This is a genomic window from Myxococcus sp. CA056 (assembly GCF_013336715.1).
Taxonomy (GTDB): Bacteria; Myxococcota; Myxococcia; order Myxococcales; family Myxococcaceae; genus Myxococcus; species Myxococcus llanfairpwllgwyngyllgogerychwyrndrobwllllantysiliogogogochensis.
Map to the genome: position 1 here is coordinate 136397 of NZ_JABUMT010000013.1, position 16086 is coordinate 152482.

The 16086-nt window shown below is 68.7% G+C and carries 11 protein-coding genes; 3 read left to right on the forward strand and 8 right to left on the reverse strand.

Annotated elements, in window-relative coordinates:
• Positions 1 to 409 precede the first annotated feature (409 nt).
• Positions 410 to 2848: a helicase-related protein gene (locus HUA76_RS35385; RefSeq protein WP_174463331.1), complete on the reverse strand. Its 2439-nt coding sequence runs from the start codon at positions 2846 to 2848 to the stop codon at positions 410 to 412.
• A gap of 174 nt (positions 2849 to 3022) precedes the next feature.
• On the opposite strand from HUA76_RS35385, the gene HUA76_RS35390 reads away from it, so the two are divergent.
• Complete coding sequence (locus HUA76_RS35390) at positions 3023 to 3550, forward strand: DinB family protein (protein ID WP_174463332.1); 528 nt, start codon at positions 3023 to 3025, stop codon at positions 3548 to 3550.
• Between the two features lie 100 nt (positions 3551 to 3650).
• Here HUA76_RS35390 and HUA76_RS35395 read toward each other — a convergent pair whose 3' ends face one another.
• The 3 genes from HUA76_RS35395 to HUA76_RS35405 all read right to left on the reverse strand — a co-directional run bounded on the left by HUA76_RS35395 (position 3651) and on the right by HUA76_RS35405 (position 6241).
• Complete coding sequence (locus tag HUA76_RS35395) at positions 3651 to 4481, reverse strand: alpha/beta hydrolase (protein ID WP_174463333.1); 831 nt, start codon at positions 4479 to 4481, stop codon at positions 3651 to 3653.
• 138 nt (positions 4482 to 4619) lie between these two features.
• Positions 4620 to 5123 (reverse strand): DUF4334 domain-containing protein, encoded by a 504-nt coding sequence (locus HUA76_RS35400; protein ID WP_174457993.1) that lies wholly within the window; start codon positions 5121 to 5123, stop codon positions 4620 to 4622.
• Positions 5120 to 6241 carry an NAD(P)-dependent alcohol dehydrogenase gene (locus tag HUA76_RS35405; protein ID WP_174463334.1) on the reverse strand — a complete coding sequence of 374 codons (1122 nt, stop codon included), beginning with the start codon at positions 6239 to 6241 and terminating at the stop codon, positions 5120 to 5122. The genes HUA76_RS35400 and HUA76_RS35405 overlap by 4 nt, the downstream gene beginning before the upstream one ends.
• A 252-nt stretch (positions 6242 to 6493) precedes the next feature.
• On the opposite strand from HUA76_RS35405, the gene HUA76_RS35410 reads away from it, so the two are divergent.
• Positions 6494 to 9280 carry an FG-GAP-like repeat-containing protein gene (locus tag HUA76_RS35410; RefSeq protein ID WP_371823558.1) on the forward strand — a complete coding sequence of 929 codons (2787 nt, stop codon included), beginning with the start codon at positions 6494 to 6496 and terminating at the stop codon, positions 9278 to 9280.
• A gap of 103 nt (positions 9281 to 9383) precedes the next feature.
• On the opposite strand, the gene HUA76_RS35415 is transcribed toward HUA76_RS35410, so the two are convergent.
• The 4 genes from HUA76_RS35415 to HUA76_RS35430 all read right to left on the reverse strand — a co-directional run bounded on the left by HUA76_RS35415 (position 9384) and on the right by HUA76_RS35430 (position 14447).
• Positions 9384 to 10967 carry a hypothetical protein gene (locus tag HUA76_RS35415; RefSeq protein WP_174463336.1) on the reverse strand — a complete coding sequence of 528 codons (1584 nt, stop codon included), beginning with the start codon at positions 10965 to 10967 and terminating at the stop codon, positions 9384 to 9386.
• A 56-nt stretch (positions 10968 to 11023) separates the two neighbouring features.
• The gene (locus HUA76_RS35420; protein ID WP_174457997.1) at positions 11024 to 11395 is read right to left on the reverse strand and encodes a hypothetical protein; all 372 of its coding nucleotides are present in this window, start codon (positions 11393 to 11395) and stop codon (positions 11024 to 11026) included.
• A 92-nt stretch (positions 11396 to 11487) separates the two neighbouring features.
• Positions 11488 to 13524: a DUF4157 domain-containing protein gene (locus HUA76_RS44960; protein WP_217440644.1), complete on the reverse strand. Its 2037-nt coding sequence runs from the start codon at positions 13522 to 13524 to the stop codon at positions 11488 to 11490.
• A gap of 98 nt (positions 13525 to 13622) precedes the next feature.
• Entirely contained in the window at positions 13623 to 14447 is an 825-nt protein-coding gene (locus HUA76_RS35430) for a DnaJ family molecular chaperone (protein ID WP_254614681.1), read from the reverse strand.
• A gap of 523 nt (positions 14448 to 14970) precedes the next feature.
• Between HUA76_RS35430 and HUA76_RS35435 the strand changes: the two genes are divergently transcribed.
• Positions 14971 to 16008 carry a hypothetical protein gene (locus HUA76_RS35435; protein WP_254614682.1) on the forward strand — a complete coding sequence of 346 codons (1038 nt, stop codon included), beginning with the start codon at positions 14971 to 14973 and terminating at the stop codon, positions 16006 to 16008.
• The last annotated feature ends 78 nt before the right edge of the window (positions 16009 to 16086 follow it).

Sequence of the window (16086 nt, forward strand, 5' to 3'; positions counted from 1 at the left end):
CGCAGGGCCCGAAGCTCCCCATCGCCGTCGCGGAGATGGCCTGGGCTTCGAGCTTGATGCCTGGATTGTACGTCGCCGCGATGGTGCCAGGGCACTCCAGGGCCACGAGCTGCGCGCTCGCTGGACTGGCGAAGAGGACGACTCCGAGCGTGAGAACAAGGAAGCAAGGGATTGACTGCGCACGACGACTGATCTGGCTGGACATGGGACTCCCTCGCTCGCGAGTGAACTTGTCTGACTTATGCGAGCGATATGCATTTGCGGGGAGTGATTGCGATGATTCAACCCATCCCCCAAGCGCCACCCGCACGACTCAACACGGGCATCGTACCTTCGTCCGAGGACAGGTCCCGCAATCCCAGCTCAATTCAATCCAACAGCCTCAATGAACAGCACCCGTCGCCAGCCCTCACTCCGGCTTGGGTCCGCCCGGGGCTCCCCGCGCACCCGTGCCGCTCTCCCGGGAGGAGGGATGCAAGCCCGCAGCCTGTTGCACTGCGGGGGAGTTCTGGCTCCCTCGACGGCGACGGCGGCGGCGCTTCATCGCGGCGCTCCCCGACGGCCCCCCCAATTCCCGGAGCACCACCGCGCGCGCGCCGGCCTCCAGCCTCAGCTCCTGCATGAGCGTCTGCGCCTGCCGCGCGCCGGACGGATGACGCAGCGCCTCGGCGAGCCGCTCGACGACATCGATTCGCAACGCCACGGAGCCCAGCACCTCGTACCCGAAGGCTCGCGCCTCCCTCGCGCCGAACACAGACGCCTCGAGCGAAACTTCACTCGGCACCCCCTTGGGTGCGGGCTTCTGGAGAAACAGCGCCGTCAGCATGCAGCGCCGCTCCATCGCCGGAGGCGACAGGGCGTTGGCCACGTAGAAATAGCGTCGCCCCTCGCGAACGCCCAGCGTCCTCAAGCGCTCTCGCGACTCCTCGTCCATCAGCCCCCACTGCTCCCGGGCCTCGCCCTGGGTAATCACTCCCACCCCTTCCGCCAGGCGGTAGGAGAGTCCCCGCGTCACCGCGGAGCGCCCCGCGCCAGTGAGGGACTCGGCGGGAAAACCTCCCATCGCCTCGGTGACCAGGTCCCTCGCCAGGGCGTTCAGCCGCCGCTCGAGCCGCCGCCGCGCGCCCCCCGTCCAGACCTCCGGCTCCGCCAGGGCCAGCTGCGGCGAGCGCCGGTCCGTGCCGCGCACCAGTCGCGCCAGCGGCTGCCCCTCGAACGAGATGCTTCCCAACGCATCCACCTCGAAGGCCTCATGCGTCGCATCAACGACGCGCTGGACGAACTGCTCCTCCGTCAGCGCCGGGCCGTCCGCCCCCGCCACCTCGCCCAGGAGGAGCCCCAGCTTGGCGAAGGGACTGTCGGAGCCGCTCCCGGCGACAGGCGCAGTGGCCCTCACGAAGCGCCGTGCGCTCCTGCGCGCGGCCCGCTGCACGAAGCGCTCGACGAGTCGCTCATGTAGGGCATCCCCCAGCGCATCCTCGATGTGGCGCGTGCGCTCCTGCCACTGCTCGGCGTCATGCAACCATGACGAGCGATGACTGATGTACGTCCAGATGCGGATGGCGGCGAGCCGGTCCATCAACGTGTGGAGGTCCCCCGAGACGTCGTCGAGCGGTGACACCTGCTTGCCGAGCCACGTCGCGTCCAACGTCCCATCGCCCTCGGCGAGTTGGAGGAACGTCTCCCGCAGCAGCCCGACGTGCTGGCCGAGGAGGCCCTTGCGGAAGTCGGGAATCTGGCAGACCTGCCACAAGAGCTCGACGCCCGCGCGGTCCGTCACCAGGTCCCGGACGGCGGGGACCTGGGAGAGGTCCTTCAGCGCATCGAAGTCATCCGCGCGCTCCACCCGGATGAAGGCGCTGTGGCGGGGTGCCCGGGTCAACGAGTCCAGCAGCGCCTCCGGGCTCGCGAAGTCCAGCTCGGCGTTGCGCCAGATGAGGCTGCGCACGGCGGGGAACTGGTGTGACTCGATGGAGGAGACCACCCGGGGGGACAGCTCGGACAGCGTGTTCAGGGTGCCAAAGCTGCCGTCGTTGAGGTGACGGCCCGCGCGGCCGGCGATCTGCGCCAGCTCATCCGAGAAGAGGTCTCGCTGCTCGGCACCGTCGTACTTGGACAGCGCCGCGAAGGCCACGTGGTTGAGGTCCAGGTTCAACCCCATGCCGATGGCATCGGTGGCCACCAGGTACTGCACTTCGCCGGACTGATACATCGCCACCTGGGCATTGCGCGTCCGGGGCGACAGCGCGCCCAGCACCACGGCGACCCCGCCGCGCAGGCGCCGAAGCGACTCGGCCAGCTCGTACACCCGGTCCGCGGAGAAGGCGACCACGGCCGAGCGCGGAGGCAGGCTCTTCAGGGAGCGCCGCCCGGAGTAGCGCAGCTGGGACAGGCGCGTGGCGCGCTTCACCGAGGCGTGGGGGATGAGCGACTGGAGCATCGGCCGCATCGTGTCCGCGCCCAGGAACCAGGTCTCCTTGCGCCCTCGCGCATGCAGCAGACGGTCCGTGAAGACGTGCCCGCGCTCACGGTGGGCGGCGAGCTGGATTTCGTCCACCGCGAGGAAGTCGACCGTGCGGTCCAGAGGCATCGCCTCGACGGTGCAAATCCAGTAGTCGGGGCGCGGAGGCAGCCGCTTCTCCTCCCCTGTCATCAGGGCCACCCGCCCCTCGCCCACCCGGGCGGTCACCCGGTCGTAGACCTCGCGGGCGAGCAGGCGAAGCGGCAACCCCATCATCCCCGTGTCGTGCTCGAGCATGCGCTCGATGGCCCGGTGGGTCTTTCCAGTGTTCGTCGGCCCCAGCTCCGCCACGACGATGGCCGAGCGGCTGGATGGACTGGAGTTCATTGGCGGCAGTCTAACCGCGGGAGGGGCCCTGCGCCGCAGGCCGCGCGGTCCTCGCGGGCATGGCTGGGCGCTCGGCTCCACGAGCAGGGGCACGTGACGTCCCGGAACGTGGGTGACTTGACGCGCGCCACGCGCCATGGACGGCGCCTGGGGGTGCCCTCTAGCGTGGGGCCCATGACCCATCCCGTCAGAGACACCCTCCTCGGGCAGCTCGACATCGCCTGGGCGCTCACCCAGTACCATCTCGAGGGATTGACCACGGAGGAGTGCCTGCGCCGCCCGGGCCGGGTGGGCCTTCACGTTCAACAAGGCGCGGACGGACACTGGCGCGCGGACTGGCCCGAACACGAGGGCTATGACTTGGGGCCCGCGAGCGTCGCCTGGTTGACTTGGCATCTGGGCTTCTGGTGGTCGATGGTGCTCAACCACTCGTTCGCGGATGCGACCCTGACCAAAGAGGCCGTGTACTGGCCCGGCACCGCCGACGGCGTGCGCGAGTGGGTCCATCGACTGCACGGAGAATGGCGGGCCCACATCGAACGACTCGGCGACGAAGACCTGCGCTCGACGGAGCGCACGCGCTGGCCGCTGCAGGGCAAGCCCTTCGGAGACATCGTGGCCTGGGCCTCGCTCGAATTGATGAAGAACGCGGCGGAACTCGGCTACGCGCGGTTCGTCCTGGCGGTCTCCAAGGCGCCCTAGCCAGGCCACCGTCTGTCATTGATGCCTTCATCCTGGCGGGCCACTCTCACGTCCCGGCCCTCTGCTCGGCGAGGACCGGGGCGCTGGGGCCGCGCCATGCTCAGCTCCGGACGGTGGCGTGCTGGGCGGCCCAGTTGAGGGCGAGGTCCGCGACCGCCTCCCAGCCCGGCTGCGCCACGGTGTAGTGCGAGCGGCCCTTGAGCTCCACGTACTCCGTCACCGCCTTCGACTTCGCGTAGCGCTTCACGTTCTCCCGCTGGATTTTCGCCGGGAGGATGATGTCCGAGTCACCCGAGAGGAACAGCAGCGGCGCGCGCTCGTCGTTCTTCAGATTCACGGTGACTTCGGAGCGCGGCGTCAGGTTGGCGAGGGCGCCCTGGAACAGCGCGCGGCCCGAGCCCGGCACGTACTGCGTGCGGTACACCTCGTCCGACTCCTCCTGCGTCAGCGTGTTGGTGAAGGCGTAGTGGAACTGCTCGGGCGTCATCGGCGCGGGGCGGTTCACATTGGCGGGGTTGAGCAGCGTGGACGCAGTCGACTTGATGGTGGTGAACGGCAGCGTGTAGACGCCCTTCACCGGCGCGGAGTGGATGGCGACGCCCGCGGCGCCCACGCCCCTGTCCAACAGCATCTGCACGAAGGCGCCGCCGTACGAGTGGCCCATGAGGATGGGCGGGGTGGGCAGCGCGCGGATGATGCGCTCGTAGTGGTCGACAATCTGCTTCACGCGCAGATTCTCCAGCGGCGTCGGGTCCTTCTGGAGCGCCTCCACGCCGACCTCCAGGCCGGGCCACGACGGGGCGATGACGCGGTAGCCGGCCTTCGTGAAGCGGTCAATCCAGCCCTGCCAGCTACGGGGCGTCATCCACATGCCGTGGACGAGGACGATGGTGTCGGGCTGGGTCTGGGTCTTCTGGACGGTGGCGCTCATGGCGTACTCCCTCTTGGTTTCACCGCGTCTGCCGCGGTGTGCGTTGCTGACAAGAGGAACAGTAGAGACCTGGGCGTCCGCGAAAAATGGGGCGCCGGGCAGAGGACTGTTTCCACGCGGGAAACAATCCAGGGCGCCCTACGCGCCATCCCGGCGCAGCACGAAGAAGTACGGCGCCGCCATCCCCCGGGCGTCCATCACCCCCAGCAGCGTGTTCGCATCGACCTGTCGGAACACGTCATTCGTGGGCCAGTCGTCGTAGATCATCGTCGCGCTGACCTTGCCCCGGTACACCGTCAGGCGCAGGCGCGCCTTGAACTTCTCGGTCTCCACCGCCGCCCGGTGCGGACCCACGAGGCCGCGAATCGTCGGCGACGGCCACTTCCTCGGGTCGACCGGGAACACCGACGCGCGGTCCTCCGTGTAGAACAGCAGCGGGTGCACGCTCTCCTCGTCGACGAACCGCTTGCCGTACCAGCCCGTCGCACCGAGCATCCCATCCATCGGGTGCCCCGTGTGGAGCTCACTGCCCTTCCAGGTGCCTCGCATGAACCCGAGCTCCACCGTGGGCAGGCTGTCGAACAACGCGAGCGCCTCTTGCGCGTCCAGCCGCCCCGCCTTCACCGCTTCGTCGAAGGTCATCGCGTGCTTCCTCCGTGCATGCGCAGCACGGGCTTGATGGCAGTGCGCGCTTCCATGTCGTGTACCGCGTCGTTGATGGCCTCGAAGTCGTAGGAGCGGCTCAGCTTCTCCAGCGGGAAGCGCCCCTCCGCGTGCAGCGCGACCATCCGGGGGATGAAGGTCTTCGGGTCCGCGTCCCCTTCGATGATGCCCACCAGCCGCTTGCCGTAGAGGAGGCGGGTCATCGACAGCGTCACCTCCGACGCCTCGGGGCTGGGAAGCCCCAGCAGGCCACACGTGCCCAGGGGCCGTGTCACGTCGAAGGCCTGGCGCAACACCTGGGGCAGGCCCACGCACTCCAGCGCGAAATCCACCCCGCCCCGGGTGCGCTTGAGCATCGTCTTCGTCAGCTCGGGCTCCGTCGCCAGGAACGTGTCGGTGGCGCCCAGCTCGCGCGCCAGCTCCAGTCGGCCCGCGTCCAGGTCCACCGCGAGGATGCTCGCCGCGCCGGCGACACGCGCCGCCATGACCGCCGCGAGCCCCACCGCGCCCACGCCGAAGACGGCGAGCGTCTGTCCGGACTGGAGCCGGAACGCCTCCAGCACCGCCCCCGCCCCCGTCTGGAACCCACACCCCAGCGGCGCGAGCAGTTCGAGCGGCGCCGCCCGGTCCACCTTCACCGCGTTGTGCCGGTGTGCCAGCACCTGCGTGGCGAACGACGACTGGTGGAAGAAGCCGGAGCGGATGGGCGCCCCGCGCCACCGCATGGGAAACGAGCCATCCGGCCGCGCGCCGGAGAAGTTCCCCGCGTACCCGCGCTCGCAGTAGGCGGGATGCCCGCGCTCGCACGTGCCACACGCCCGGCAGGAGTAGTAGCTGAGCACCACCGCGTCCCCGGGCTCGAAGTCCGTGACGCCCTCCCCCACCGCCTCCACCACCCCCGCGCCCTCGTGACCGAGCACCGCCGGAAAGGGGAACCTCCCCGCCCCCGCCCGGTAGGTGAGGTCCGTGTGACAGATGCCACTGGCTGTCACTCGAACCCGCAGCTCACCCGCGCCAGGCCTGTCCAGTTCGACCTCGTCGAGAATGAACGGCCCACCCACCGCTTGAACCAGCGCCGCACGCACCGGAAGACCCATGGGGCCGCATTATTGGCACTTTGCCAACGAAGCCGCCACCGACCCCCAACCCAATGGCAGGCGCCCCCCTGAAACACCTACTCCGAGTTCAGTTCTGACTCACTTGCGGTGATTTCTTACAGTCCCCTATAGAACGGACTCACTGGAAAAACAAACCAAGGACGGAACATATCTATGACAAGCACGCCCCAAGGGAAGTGGATGTGGCACGCGAGACAGTGCGCTCGGCTGTCGGTCACAGGACTTCTGGCGTTGGCCGCCAGGGGTGAGGCCGCGCTCCCCGTCTCGCCGGAAGCCGGGTCGCCAGGCGAGGTCGCCGCGCTGGCGAACGGCCAGTGCCAGGTCCAGCCCCCCTTCGACCCGAACTTCGAGCCGGAGCTCGAGTGGGCCTGGAGTTCGAGCACCGTCATGCCGACCCACGTCCAGGTGATGATGACGCCCATCGTCGTGGAGGTGAACGGGGACGGTGTCCCGGACGTCGTCTTCAGCTCCTTCGAGGGCAGCAACTACACCACCAATGGCGTGCTGCGAGCGCTGAGCGGCGCGGATGGCAGCGAGCTGTGGACGGTGACGGACCCGGCCCTGCGCGTGCGCGGCGCCGCGAGCGTGGCGGGCGCGGACATCGACGGGGACGGACTGGTGGAGCTGTGTGCCATCCCGGAGAGCGGCGCGGGGTTGCTCTGCTTCGAGAACACGGGTGCCTACAAGTTCCGGACGACGGCTTCCCAGAATAGCTGGGGCGGTCCCTCGTTCGCGGACCTGGACGGCGACGGCACGGTGGAGATCCTCAACGGCCACCACGTCTTCCGCAACACCGGGGCGCTGAGGTGGGCGGGCACGGACACCAACAACGGCCCCCAGGGTCCCATCTCGTTCGCGGCGGACATCGACGGTGACGGACTGCAGGAGGTGGTCAACGGTCGGTCCATCTATCGCCACACCGGCGTCCTCAAGTGCCGGAACACCACCATCGGCAACGGGCTTTCGGGGGTGGGCAACTTCGACGCGGACTCGAACGGGGAAATCGTCGTGGTCAGCGGCGGCAGCGTCCATCTGATGGATGACGACTGCACCCTGCTCTGGAGTCAGACGATTCCCGGGGGCGGCAGCGGTGGCGCGCCCAACATCGCGGACTTCGACGCGGACGGGCTGCCGGAAATCGGCGTGGCGGGCGCCAGCCGCTATGCCGTCTTCGAGTCCGACGGCACCGTCAAGTGGGCCAGCCCCACCCAGGACAACAGCTCGAACGTGACGGGCTCGTCCACCTTCGACTTCGAGGGCGACGGCCGCGCCGAGGTCGTCTACGCCGACGAGGTCCGCCTGCGCATCTACGACGGCGCCACGGGCACGGTGCGCTTCGAGGTCGCGCACGCCTCCGGGACGACATACGAGAACCCCCTCATCGTCGACGTGGACGCGGACGACAACGCGGAAATCGTCGTCGCGTCGAACAACTACGGCTTCCCGGGGCCCGCCGGCATCCGCGTGTTCAGAGACCGCAAGGACGGCTGGGTGAACACGCGTCGCATCTGGAACCAGCACGCGTACTCGGTCACGAACGTGAACGACAACGGCACCATCCCCGCGCACCCCATCGCCAACTGGCGCACGCCGGGGCTCAACACGTTCCGCGCCAACAGCCAGGGCACGGGCACCACCAGCCCCTACGCCGCGGCCGACGTGACGGTGACGGAAATCACCTCGTCGTGTGACACGACCAACGGGGCGCTGACCCTGCATGCCCGCGTCACCAACCAGGGTGACGCTGCGACCTCCGCGGGCCTGCGCGTGGCCTTCTACCAGGGTGACCCCACCTCCGGCGGCACGCTGCTGGGCGTGGGCATCCTTCCCACCGTGCTCTCCGCTGGTAACAGCGCGATGGTGAGCGCGACGCTCGCCTCGGCCTCTGGAGGAAACACGGTGGTCTTCGCCCGGGCGGACGATGACGGCACCGGCACGGGCCGCGAGACGGAGTGCATCGAGACCAACAACGCGGGCAGCGCGCCCGTCAGCCTCACCTGCATCGCCATCATTCCGCCCGTGGCCCTCTGCCGCCACGTATCCGTCAACGCGAGCGCCACCACCTGCTCCGCACCGGCGAATGTGGACAACGGAAGCTATGACCCGAACCAGCACCCCGGGCCCTTCTCCGTGTCGCAGTCGCCAGCGGGCCCCTTCGGCCTTGGAACATACTCCGTGACGTTGACGGTCTCCGACGGGCAGGACACCGACACGTGTACGGGCACCGTCACCGTGGTCGACGTCACCCCGCCGGTCATCGCCTGTCCGCCCGAGCGAATCGTCGAGGCCACCGGGCCTGGCGGAGCCTTCGTCACGCCCGGGGCTGCCACCGTTTCCGACGCCTGCGGTGCGCAGGCCAGCGGTCCGGCCGCCGGCACCTATCCGCTTGGAACGACGGCGGTGACGTACACGGCCACCGACGCCGCGGGCAACAGCGCGTCCTGCATCACGGCCATCCACGTGGTCGACTCCGCGGGCACGCCGCCCAGCCTCATCATGTGCGATGTGCCGCGCTACACGTCCGCCGCGCAGGTGAAGGCGTGCGGCTGGGCGACCGCCAGCCCTGGTGGCGCCCCCATCAGCGTGGTGCTGCTCTCCATCGACGGGGGCGCGCCGGTGCGCCTCACGCCTGACGCCGGAGGCGGACACGTCGTCCAGTGGCTGAGCCTGGCGGAAGGACACCACACCCTCACGCTCACGGTCATCGCCACGGATGGGCGCATCGCCATCGCGAGCCGCCAGGTGACGGTGGACCGCACCGCGCCCCTGCTTCGCGTCGTCGCGCCGAATCCCGGGGAGGCGCAGCCGCGGACGGTGAACGTCATCACCGAGGTGACGGACCTCACGTCGGTCCAGCTGACGGCCAACTGGGTCAACTCCACCACGGTCGGCGCGGGGACGAACCTCGCGACCATCCCGGTGACGTTCTCCGGCCCCGGCTCGCATCTGGTCCTGATTAGAGCCACCGACGCCGCGGGCAACACGGCGGAGCGGGTCATCCAGGTGCTGGTCGAGTAGTGCTGTCCCGGGCGCTCCGTGGAGAAAGTGGGCCACGGAGCGCCTGAGTCCGCCCCCCCTCGGCACAGGCGGGAGGGGGCGCCCTATCGCTCTCGCGAGGTCCCTAGCGCGGCGCCTGTCCCTCGCGATAGTGCTTGAGGCAGTCCTTATCCTCGAGGCTCGCGCAAACCTGACTGAGCAGGGTCAGCCCTCGGTCCTGGCTCGGATTCGCTCGAAGGGACTCGTCGAGCCAACGAAGCGCCTCCTGACTCCGTCCGGCCCGCGCATGGTAGGCCGCCATGACTCGAAGGAGGCCCGGGTGTCGTTGCTTTCGCAGCTCGGTCTGGAGCTTTTCGAAAGCACGCGCCGGAGCGGACTCGACCTCGTGGTCCAGCCTTTCCACCGTGGCATGGATGGGGTTCACCGCACGGGACCGCGAGAAGCATGACTCCGCGCGCTCCGGCATTTTCAAGTCCAGGAAATAGTGCCCGCAGAGCGCGAGGCTCGCTGCACCCTGCTCTCGCTCGAAGTCCTTCATGAGCTTGATCCACGCCGCCCGGGAACGGGCTTGCTCGAGCGATGACGTCGCCACCGGTCCGAATTGCGGGACCCGCCCCCAGGACTGTATCGCCTCCCCGGGCCGCCCCAGGGACTGAAGGATGAGTCCTTCGAGGAAGTGACCTTGCGGGATCCGCGAGTCGTTGGCGATGCTCGTGCGAACGTGCGCCAGGGCCTGGACATCGTCACCTTGGAGGTAGAGCAGCATGGCGAGGTAATAGGGACCGGCCTTCCTCGACCCCATCGCCACGGACTGCTTGCAAGCCGCGAGCGCATCCTCCTGCTTCCCCAGCATGTGCAGTGCGGCGCAGCGATTCGTCAGCAGCGCGCTCTTGTTCGTGACGTCACCCCGGACGTCCGTAAGCGTCACCGTCGCGAGCGAGGCCGCGTCGAGCGTTTTCAGCGCCCCCTGTGCGTCCCCGAACCCGAGCTGGATGGTCACGAGGCCTACAATCGCGTCGAGGTTGTCCGGGTCGTGCTTCAGTATCGCCTCGTAGACACGAACCCCCGCCGGCCCGTCCATCAAGTGGCCCAGCAGCCACCCGCTCGAAAGATTTGGAGCCATTGGCTCTTCGACAGCCGTACGCAGCTCCTCCAGGGTCTCGATGCCAAACTTGCGCTGGAGTCGAGGAAGCACCATCTCCACGGCGGACGTCGTCAACGGCACGGTCGAAGGCGCCTCCGGCTTCGCCTCCGTGAAGCGGAAGCGAACCTGATGTGGCTTTCCCGGCGGACACTCCAGGTCGTAGATACGGAGGTCCTCTTTGATTAAGCGCCTTCGGCGGAGTGCGTTGATGGGTTGTCCCCGGCACACCACCCCCGTCAGCCAGCTATTCGCAACCCCCATATGCGCAACCTGCAGGGCTGCCTGGGTCGACGTGCCCAGGGACGCGATTTCCGCCTGACGCTCGGATGAAAGCTTGGGAAAGAGGGCGATGAGCCCGAGCGCCGCATCTTCGTTGTCGGTCGGCGACACCACTTTCTTCATCAGTGCGGTCGCGAGTTCATCCGAGGTCTGGGTTGAAGTTGGAGAACCGGTACCACGCTCCGGCGGTGCGGCAGTCACCCCTGCGGCCCCGCCAAGTATGAGCGACGTCAGGAGGGCCCGCAGCGAGCGCGGCAACCAGCGAGAGGAAAGGGAGAAGGGCATGAACTGGCATCCTAGGGCGGCTTCATGCAATCCCTCACTCCTTTCCAAGACCACCCTCACTCAGCGGGCGCGCCGAGCAGCTCCTGGATGCGTGAGGCATTGACGGGGTCCCTGCCCCGCGCGGCCTCGAGCGCCGCGCGGCCCTGCTCCTCGTCTCCGGCCAGGCGCCAGGCACTCCAGGCATTCGCGTAACAGACACGCCGGTTGTAGGCCATGACGTCCCAGGCGGGCGCGCCCTCTTCCTGGAGCAGCGGCTCCGAGGCGCGCAGGAAGTCCCGGGCCGCGCTGGCGTAGTCGCCCGACTCGTATGCGGCGACGGCCTGCTCGTAGACTCGCTCGGAGGCCTCCTGGCGCGCCGCGCGCTCGGAGGCATCCGCATCCGTGCCGGTGGGATAACCCAGGCGCTCTTCCAGCAGGGGCGGCCCCATGTCTTCCTCCTTCGTCCAAGTGGCTCGGTGCCCCTGGCACGCCACGACCGGGCAGAACACGACACCCATCAGGGCCAGCAAGAGCGCGCGACTCACTTCGTGTAGTCGCCGTTCTGGAAGAAGTCGTGGATGGGCAGGTAGTTCGTCTGGAGGAAGGCCGGATTCGTGAGCCACAGCGAGTAGGCCTCCGCGTAGAACTCCTCGGGACTGTGGGGCCAGTTGTCGCGGGCGTACTTCGTGAAGGGAACGATGTTGTGGGCCTTCACCACGTCCACGAAGCGCTGCAGTCGCAGCGAGCGCCCTCGGGTATGGGCGAGCTCACGGGCCGCTTCCCTCCAGGCATCCTGCGAGGTGAGCACCGACGCATAGGTCACGAGCGCGGGGTTCGCCGCGTTCGCGGTCCGCAGCGCGTCACGTGCGGCGGTCCGCGCGGAGAACGCGGCGAGCAGGGTCTTGTCCAGCGCGTCCAGGTCGCTGCTCGCCGGAGCCTGCGCCACGTAGGCATCCAGGGCGGCGACGGTGGCGGTGATGGCGGAGCGGAACGCGGCACTCTCCGTCTGGTCCGCGGGGGCGAAGGCCGCCGCGGCGGTCGTCGCGGTGGTGAGCTCGGCCTGGGCCTGCGTGCGCTGCGTGCTCAACGCGGTCTTGAGCAAGGCGATGGTCGCGGCTGGGACCTGGACGGCATCCAGCGCGGTCTGGCGTGTGCGGACGGTCCGGAGCGCCCGGTCATAGGTCGCCCGCTGCGCAACCACCGTCGGCCGGAGCGACTGCGTCTCCGACTGGCGGCCCGCGACCCGTGCACGCTCGTAGCGCTCCACGGTTGGATTCAGCGCCGCGACGGCTTTGTTCTGGTCCACGACGGCCTCCGCGTGCCGCGCATGCAGCGGACGCGCGACCTGGACCTCCACGGCGTGACCGACCTCGTGAAGGATGGTTCCATAGCTGGCGGGCCGGGGGTTCGCGGCCTCTCCCAGGAAGCGGGTGTTCGCGGCGAACGCACCATCCGCCAGCTTGAGCGTGGCCCGGCTCGGTGGTGCCGTGGAGCCCTGCGGCACCGCGCCTCCCCTGGAGAACTCGCCCGCGCGTCCGTTGGGGAGCGCCTGCATGCGCACCAGGTCGACGTCCTTCAAGGCCGCGACATCCGTCGCGGGCAACAGGGCGAGGGCCGCGGCCACATCGCTCAGATGGGCGGCGGTCCAGGTGCTGTCACCATTGACGACCTTGAGGCCAAAGGTCGTGGTGAGGTGCGCATTCACCACGGGGTCGGCGAGCTGTGGGGACGGTGGGACAGCGGCCCTGGAGAGCAGTTCGATCCGGGCATTGCCCGTGGCGTCGATGGCGACGCGCACCAGTCCCCTGGGTGAAGGAGTCGTGCTGCCCGGCGGCGGTGGCCACCCCAGCGGGACGGACTGGGTCAGCACCGTGTCCCAGCGGTCCCTGCGGCTCATCTGCCACAAGAAGTACTGAAGGAAGATGAGCGCATCGACGCTCGTGCCAGCACCCGACACGGTGGCACTGAGGATGTCTCCCTTCTTGATGCGCGCGTCGAGCAGTGCCCGGGTGCTGGCGACGGTGTGCCCCGGAGGAAGCGGACTGGAGGTGTACTCCGTCAAATCGAAGAGGGGCGCGCGAAGCACCACGGCCGGACTCCGAGGAGCCCCCGCTGCGTGCGCCAGCTCATGCCACAGCAGCTCCCTCCCCGCGGGAGTCTGGGGCGCGTACTGCCCCGCACGGAAGACGACGTCCCTGCCAGAGGTGAACGCGCGCGCGCCCGCGGCCCGTGCGAGGCGATGCGCTTCCGGACCGTCATGCAGCTTCACCGAAGCCAGCGAGCCACCGAAGCGCCGCTCCGCATCAGCCCGCAGGGCCGGAGGCAGCGGCTGTCCCTGATGCCCCCGGAGCGCGCTCTCCAGCCCCGTGGGCGCCCTCGCCTCACAGCCGCTCCCACCGACAGGAGGAAGGAGGCTCAGCTTTCCGAAGTCGTGCCCCAGTCCGGAGGGCGTGCCACTCACTGGCTCCAGCTCCGTGCGTGGCGCGGGTGGCACCACGTTCGCCCAGGAAGCGCCCCCGGACACTTTCGACGAAGAATCCGTCGAACCCTCCCAGGTCCTCTTTGACTGGCGTGCCATGCCAAAGACTGTGACACCTGGATGGATTCAGGCGCAAATCAATCACCCTGGAGGTCGAGCCGAACGAACTCCAATGTCAGACATGCCACGGCGCGGCTTCAGGGGCGCGACTGCTTCCGCACCTGCTCCCAGGCCTCGATGATGCGGCGCGTTTCTTCCTGGGCCAGGGCCTGAAGCTTCGGCCCCAGCTGGGCGACCTTGTCCGGATGGTATTGCGCCACCAGCGCGAGGTACGCCCGCTTCACGTCGGGCAGTGGTGCGCCGGGTGAGACCCCGAGCACTTCCCACGCGGTGGGAGGTGTCTCGGCGGGTGGCTCGACGGGCTCCTCGGGCTCCTCGGGAGGAACCTCGCGCGACTCGTCTCGAGGTCGAGGCGCCTCCGCCTCACCCACCGGGTCGAAGCCCTCCGCGCAACCCGCGCACAGCAACCGCTCCTGAGCCTCACCACCGTCCTGGGTGACGACGCGGACGTCACAGCAGTCGCCGCACACCACGTGGTGACACCGCTCACAGCGCGCGGCCGACGCGGCCTCCTCCAGCCCCACTCCACACCTGGGACAGTCGTCGGGGAGCGGGGCCTCTTCTCCGCAGCGCACGCAGAACGCCCAGCCCTGGTCGAGCCGCACCTCACACTCGTCGCACTCCAGGCTCCCCTCATGCTCCCAGTGCTTCTCCTCGCCGCACCAGGGACAGAAGGGCATCAGCCACGCCAGCTTGCCCGTGCACTCCGGAGCATCACAGTCGAAGTCGAGCCGATACCCACGGGCGACGGGCCTCGGCGCGTTCTCTTCCTCGAACGACTCGCCACACGCCCAGCAACAGTTGAAGTCCCGGTGGGAGGGCGCGCCACAGGCCTCGCAAGAGGGGTTGCCGTGCTCACTCTTCCAGGAGACCTCGTCGCCACACGTCGGACAGAACGCCATGCATGGCTTCACGTCACCGTGGGTGCAACTTTCCCGTGCGGTTCGTCTCGCGCGCTCACGCTGTCCGCGCGGCGCGGGAAAGGGCGGTGTCTCCCCCCGGTCCATCAACACATCCCACAGGCAGGAGCGACACACCCGCCCCTTCACCTGCACACCCGCCTGAGCCGAAGTGCCCGCGCGTGCCCGGAAGTCCGTCGCGTCAAGGACTTGCGTGCTGAGACACGTCTCACACACAGCGTCGCCACATGACTCACAGCGTCCCGCCAGGCGCCGGCTGCCGAAGCCCAGCAACCCGGCCGTCAGCGTCTCCATGCAGCACGGACAGGCTCGCATGCACTTCCTTCACCGGGAGAGGCCCCTACATGGAGCCCGTAAGTGGACGGCCCTCCTGCATGCCCGAGTCCAGAGACGAGGTCCAGAAAGCAACCCCTCACTCCGACATGTCACAAAAGCTTGGATTGTCAGTGACCCATGCGACTGGTGTATGGGGGACGCCTCACGCCACACCCCTGAGGAGTCATCCATGCGTCGTCTCGGTTCAGCCTTGCTTTCCGCCAGCCTGCTGGTCGGCTGCGGTCCCACCACGTCCCCCGAGCCTTCCTCCGAACCGTCGTCGACGGAGGCGCCCAAGGACCAGGTCGCCCCCCTCACGACGACCAATGTCGACCTCGCGCCCGAGTGCCAGGGCCTGCTCACCTTCGTGAACACCGCCGCGCCCGCGACGCTGGACGCGTATCTGCCCAGCGACGTCGTCCTCAACCTCGTCAGCCGCCGCTCGACGGCGCCCTTCGTGACGTTGGCGGAGGTCTCCGGCGTCCACCTGGTCGGCCCGGTCCGCCTGACGCAAATCGAGAGCGGCGCGCGCTCGCTGGGCTACATCACCAGCAGCTGCGTGGGCATCCTGGACGAGCTCGCGCTCTCCACCGATGACGCCGCGGCGGTGGTCTCCCTGGTCAACACCGTGAACGCCAGCACGCTGTACGCCATCCTCCCCTACGCGTGGAATGGCGCCACGCAGTTGCTCGGACTGCGCCCGTTCACCTCGGTGCAGGCCATCTCCAACGCGTCCGGCATCGGCGCGGCGAGCCTGCGCACCCTGCGCAACGCCGCCACCCAGGGCTACGACCTGGAGGTCCTCGTCTCCACGGTGAACGCCGTGCCGGAGAGCAACTGGACGGTGAAGATGGACCTCTCGTTCGACATCGAGGACGTGATGGCGGGCGCGCACGGAAATGACCGGCTGGACTACGCCACGTGCTTCGGCATCGACCCCGCCACCTTCCCGAACTCGCGCTTCACCAACCGCCCGAACCTGGCCAACGCCGCCGAGGTCCACAGCTACGTCGCGAGCGCCGCCAGCACCGCCCAGTACCAGGGGCAGATTCCGACCAGCATCGTCACCAACGGCCTGTCGGACCTGGACTCGCGCACCGCGGGCGGCACGTTCAAGGGCTGCCACCTCGGCTACGACGACGGTCCCTGGGCCGGCATCCAGGTCCACTTCTTCGTCAACGTCGCCACGGGCTTCCGCATCCTGACCGTCCAGCACTGGGTGGAGTGATTCACCCCTGAAGTCCCCCCAGGCCCTCGTCACCGGGCCTGGGGGCTCCGGTGCGAGAAGCGAGGGACCTCGCGCATG